At 63.7% G+C, this 3055-nt stretch carries 3 protein-coding genes and 1 pseudogene; all 4 read left to right on the top strand.

All coding sequences use genetic code 11. From position 1 onward, the window contains the following. Positions 1 to 184 precede the first annotated feature (184 nt). Positions 185 to 727: an RNA 2',3'-cyclic phosphodiesterase gene (gene thpR / locus WBB85_RS14810; protein ID WP_432639373.1), complete on the top strand. Its 543-nt coding sequence runs from the start codon at positions 185 to 187 to the stop codon at positions 725 to 727. Beyond that, entirely contained in the window at positions 696 to 1373 is a 678-nt protein-coding gene (locus tag WBB85_RS14805; protein WP_432639372.1) for an amino acid synthesis family protein, read from the top strand. Before thpR ends, WBB85_RS14805 begins: the two co-directional genes overlap by 32 nt. Further along, positions 1373 to 2731 (top strand): hypothetical protein, encoded by a 1359-nt coding sequence (locus tag WBB85_RS14800; RefSeq protein WP_432639371.1) that lies wholly within the window; start codon positions 1373 to 1375, stop codon positions 2729 to 2731. Before WBB85_RS14805 ends, WBB85_RS14800 begins: the two co-directional genes overlap by 1 nt. Positions 2732 to 2838: 107 nt before the next feature. Continuing rightward, positions 2839 to 3055 (top strand): annotated as a pseudogene (locus WBB85_RS14795) (ABC transporter substrate-binding protein); the annotation flags it as partial.

Raw genomic sequence — 3055 nt, 5'->3', positions numbered from 1 at the left:
CTTTGCTGCCATAAAGCACCCTGAATAATGGTCGCTGCGCCACCCCACGGCCAGGCACCCGCCCGGCTAGCGTTACACTCGTGGCGAAGATCGTAACGCGGTTTCAGTTCCAATCTCTGAACAAAGCACTACACAACCAGAGCTGTCATATGATTGACTGAGCCATTGCTTTATCCAGGGTCCCATGCGCGCTTTCCTTGCCCTTTCTTTGCCCGATCATGTGACCGAGACCCTCTCGGCGCTCGTCTCAAAACTGCCCGTCGGCCGCCACGTACCAGCGGACAACATGCACCTGACGCTTGCCTTTCTGGGGGATGAGCCCGAGGCGGTCATTGAGGCGGCGCATGAGGCGATGGAGACGGTTCACACCCGCCGGTTCGACCTGCAGCTTCATGGCTTTGACACGTTCGGGGGGCGGGTGCCGAAAGTGGTTCATATCGGCGCCCGGCCTGACCCTGCGCTGATGGATCTGCACCGGACCATCCGCAGCCGGTTGCACGGCGCGGGCCTGATGCTGCCGCGCGAACGGTTCGTGCCGCATGTCACGCTGGCGCGCCTGCCCGCGACCGCCACACCCGATGAGATGCAGCTTCTGGCGGGCTTCCTTGCCACCCATGGCGGCATGTCGATCCCGGCCTTTCCGGTCACATCCTTCACGCTCTTCCGGTCCACCCTTCGCCCTGACGGTGCGGTCCATGACCCGCTCGCCCACTATCCGCTTGTCTGACGGGAGGTTGCGGCGCGGGCAGGATTGCGCCACTTTCGCCCTGCCCATTGAGAAGGAAACCACCACTGTGACCTTTCGCCTGCGCAAACTGATCCTCGTCCAGGACGACATCCACCATGACGGCGGCGCAGATATCGCTTTGCCGCGCCAGAGGGCAGCGGTTCTGGCCGTGGTCGCCAACCCCTTTGCCGGGCGTTACGTCGAGGACCTTCAGCCCGCGATGGAGGATCTGAAGCCGCTGGCACTGATGATGGGCAAAAAGCTGATCGCAGCTTTTGGCGGATCTGAGGGCATCGACTCCTATGGCAAGGGCGCGCTCGTCGGCATCAACGGCGAGTTGGAACACGGCGCGCTCTGGCATGCGCCGGGCGGCTACGGGATGCGGACGCTTCTGGGGGAATCGAAGGCCATCGTGCCCTCGGCCAAGAAAGTCGGCACGGCGGGCACCACGCTCGACCTGCCGCTCGCCCATATCAACGCGGCCTATGTGCGCAGCCATTTCGATACAATGACCGTGATGGTCCCAGACGGGCCGAAACCGGATGAGATCGTCTTTGCCCTCTGCATGGCCAAAGGCCCCCGCGTCCATTCGCGGATGGGTGGGCTTGAGGCGCATGAGATCAAGGGCGAGGACGGCCTGCGCTGATGCGGCGGCTCGCCATCTGCCTCGCGCTGCTACCCGGCGCGGCCTTCGCCCATGCCTCTGAACGGATGGTGATCCTGACCCTGCCCACGGGCTGGTACATGCTGGGCGCGGGGCTTGCCGTGGCGCTGACGGCACTGGCCGGGCTGATGGCCGGACGGCTGCCTGCCTTCGGCGTGCGGCAGCTTTTCGAACGGCCCGCAATTCTGAGCCGGCCCGTGTCAGGCTGGATTGTGGCCCTTGCCTTCTGGGTGCTCATCGCGTCCGGCATCTGGGGTACCCGCGACCCCTTGACGAACCTCCTGCCGCTGACCGTCTGGACGGTGCTCTGGGTCGGCCTCACGCTGGCTTCTGTCCTTTTCGGCAATCTTTGGCGCGATGTTGAACCCTGGACCGGCCCCGTCCGCACTCTCCGCAATATGATCGGGCGCAGGGGCAATATCGGACTGGCCCGCCTCGGCCACTGGCCCGCCGTCGCAGGCTATCTTGGCTTCGCATGGTTCGAGATTGTCTCTCTCTCTCCGGCCGATCCTTTCGTGCTGGCCTGCGTCGTGGCGGGCTATTACCTTCTGATCCTCGTGCTGGCCGTGCTTGAGGGCGAGGATTGGCTGGATAGGGGCGAGTTCCTGACCGTCTATTTCGCGATGATTTCCCGCATCGCACCCTTCTGGGCCGAACGAGAGGGCACGCGGCTCCGGGTCATGGCGGGTCTTCCCGGCGCGCAGGTGTTGCGCCTCGCGCCGCTGACGCCTTCGGCCATCGCCTTTATCACTCTGGTCCTTGCCTCGGTCAGTTTCGACGGGCTGACCGAGACCTTCTGGTGGCTGGCCCTTCTGGGCATCAACCCTCTGGAATTCCCGGGCCGATCAGCAGTCCAGGGCGTCAACTCGGCCGCGCTTATCGCCTTCTGGGGCCTGAGCGCGACCCTCATTCTTTGTGCGATCCGGGCCGGACTGCCCAAGGGCGCGTTCAGACAGGCGGCGGGCCCGGTGATGCTTTCATTCCTGCCGATCGCGGCGGGCTATCATGTCGCCCATTACCTGATCGCGCTTCTGACCAATGGCCAATATGCCATCAACGCACTCAATGATCCGCTCGGCCGCGGCTGGCAGCTTCTCGGGCTGCCCGACCATTGGGTATCCTTCGGGTTCCTGACCACCCATCGCGGCGTTCTGGCGATCTGGACAGCGCAATTCGCGATCATCCTTGGCGCCCATCTGCTGGCCGTGATCCTCAACCTGAAACTGACCGAACGGCTACCCGAAGCGGGAGGGTTCCGGGCACATCTGCCGATGACGCTTCTGATGATCGCCTACACGGTTTTCGGGCTCTGGCTGTTATCCGCCCCCACTGCCGGGTGAGAAAGCATTTGCATTGCAGGCAGAGTCCGTGTTCCGTTGCTTGCAAGATTGGCAAAGACGCGGCTCACAATTGGAAAAACGCGTCGTTTCAACAGCGGAGATGTTTGATGACAAACAAACTGATCACACCGAATCCGACCCGTCGCGCGGTTCTGGCGGGCATGGCCGGGGCTGGTACGCTTCTGACCACCGGCCTTGGCGCACGCTTCGCGCAGGCCCAGTCGTCCGAACCGATCCGCATCGGCTTTCAGCTGCACCGCACCGGCATCGGTGCCTCTTACGGTCGCTGGTACGAACGCACCGCGACCGCCGCGCTGAATGTGC

This window comes from Albidovulum sp. (genome assembly GCF_049646345.1).
Lineage (GTDB): Bacteria > Pseudomonadota > Alphaproteobacteria > Rhodobacterales > Rhodobacteraceae > Albidovulum.
Note: the sequence above shows the minus strand (reverse complement) of the source record. Positions and strands in the feature narration are given on the sequence as shown.

Coding starts and splice junctions, on each gene's coding strand:
- thpR (WP_432639373.1), top strand. CDS start 185: ATGCGCGCTTTCCTTGCCCTTTCTTTGCCCGATCATGTGACCGAGACC.
- WBB85_RS14805 (WP_432639372.1), top strand. CDS start 696: ATGACCCGCTCGCCCACTATCCGCTTGTCTGACGGGAGGTTGCGGCGC.
- WBB85_RS14800 (WP_432639371.1), top strand. CDS start 1,373: ATGCGGCGGCTCGCCATCTGCCTCGCGCTGCTACCCGGCGCGGCCTTC.